The 1,948-nt window shown below is 43.4% G+C and carries 3 protein-coding genes; all 3 read right to left on the bottom strand.

Annotated elements, in window-relative coordinates; all coding sequences use genetic code 11:
- The coding region (locus tag AC1DWB_RS34290; RefSeq protein WP_477545548.1) for an ABC transporter permease family protein at positions 1 to 348 on the bottom strand (348 nt) is incomplete at its 3' end.
- Complete coding sequence (locus AC1DWB_RS34285; protein WP_477545547.1) at positions 341 to 1,219, bottom strand: carbohydrate ABC transporter permease; 879 nt, start codon at positions 1,217 to 1,219, stop codon at positions 341 to 343. The genes AC1DWB_RS34290 and AC1DWB_RS34285, both read right to left, overlap by 8 nt.
- 103 nt (positions 1,220 to 1,322) lie before the next feature.
- A partial coding sequence (locus tag AC1DWB_RS34280) for an extracellular solute-binding protein (RefSeq protein WP_477545546.1) occupies positions 1,323 to 1,948 on the bottom strand: 626 nt, incomplete at its 5' end.

Below are 1,948 nucleotides of genomic sequence, written 5' to 3'. Positions count from 1 at the left end.
CATGAGGGTAGCAAGCATCCCTAGATATAAAAACTTCTTCAATTTAAAATTAAACATCGCCATGCCGAAAGCAACCATTGAGCATGACAGCAGCGTGCCGATAATATCGGCAATAACGATAATAAAACTATTCATTGTATACCTTCCAAAGTCCACCTTTAACCAAACCTCCGAATAATTGCTCCACGCAAACGGATTGGGAATCCATTGCGGGGGTATCGCCGCCACATTCGCGCCTGCTTTCAACGAGGTCGATACCATCCAATAAAAAGGAATCAACATAACTGTACTGCCCAGAATCAAAAGCAAATGAATGCTAAAGTTCTTTAATCGAGATTGCTTATTCATAATGAACCCACCTCTTTTCGAAACGTTTCTGCACTAGAGTAACTGACAATATCACAATAAACAGAGCCCAGGACATAGCTGAAGCGTAACCCATTTTGGTGGTGAGAAAAGCATCCTTGTAGATCAATATGTTCGGTGTTACTTTCGAATCGGGTACAATATTCGGAGAATTGAACATAACCAAGAAAACGTCGAATGCCTGAAACGCCGAAATAGTCGACAAAACCAGAACCAGAAATATCATTGGCGAAACAATTGGGAATACAATGTTCCAGAACAGGGACCAGCGATTCGCGCCTTCAAGGGAAGCAGCTTCATAAAGATCTCTGGATACTCCCTGAATGGCGGCTAGCAAAATGACCATTGAAGTCCCAATCCCCTTCCAGACGTTAACCAGTGCCACGCTCATGATGGGTAGTACCCAGTGCTTGCTGTCCAGCCAATCTACTGGGGAAATGGATACCAGCCCAAGAATATAGTTGGCCAAGCCATAAGTCTTGTTCATCATCCATGCCCACATCGTTCCACCGGCAAGCCAAGGCGTAACAACAGGCAGGAAGTAAATGACTCGGTACAATGATTTGGCACGGATTGCCTGATTGAGGAAAAAAGCGAGCACTAAAGCAATAATCGTCTGCAGAGGTACAAAAATAACGGCGAAAAGCATTATATTCCTTAAGGAGTACCAGAATGATTTATCATCAAGCAATCTGATCCAGTTCTTGGCTCCAATCCAAACCGGCGAATTAAACATGTCCCACYGCGTAAACGTCAAATAGAAAGAAAAGAAAAAAGGGAAGGCAAAAAATACTAGCAAATGTATACTAAACGGCAAAGTCAATATATAACCCCATCGGGATTCTTTACGCAAGATGATTCCTCCCCGTACAAAAAATAAATTCACGATCGTTTTCCCTATAAAAAGGACAGATGACGGGGTCCCTCCGGGAACCCCCCGCCATCACGTTCCCCATTTATTTATTTTCATCCAAGACGCTTTGTACTTTTTGCTGAATCTGCTTCATTCCATCTTCAGCCGAAAGCTTTTGTCCATAAATATCGATAAAAATCGGTTGAGCAGCCAGACGCCATTGCTGCCACGAAGGATTCTCGTCCGTAGTCACGCCGCCCTGAGCAATACCATCACTGAACGCTTTTTTATTCTTTGGATTCATGTTGACATCAAGCTTGGTAATTGCATTTTTTTGTACTGGAATGGAAGTGCCGCTCTTAGCAAGTACAGTTTGTGCTTCTTCGTTTAAGTAATATTTGAGGAATTCCCATGCTGCGTCCTTGGATTCTTGTTTGGCTTTGGAGAAAATAACCCAGCTATTCGTAACCATTGGTACAATGCGTTTACCCTCTGTTCCTTTAGGAATCATGACGGTATCGTAATCCAAAGTTGCAAATTCCTTGTTAATCAACACTTGGTTGCTATATTGCATGAAGAACATGGCTACCTTGCCGGAACCGAATGCTTTCCACTCGCCGCCTGCAAGCTTGAGGAAATCAGCGTCCGGACTGACTCCATCCTTCACTAGACCGGCCCACGTTTGAATACCTTTGATCGACTTAGGATCAGTAAACATGGCTTTCGTCT

The organism is Paenibacillus sp. P4_E11 (genome assembly GCF_056401635.1).
This window is presented reverse-complemented; position numbering and strand designations above follow the sequence as displayed.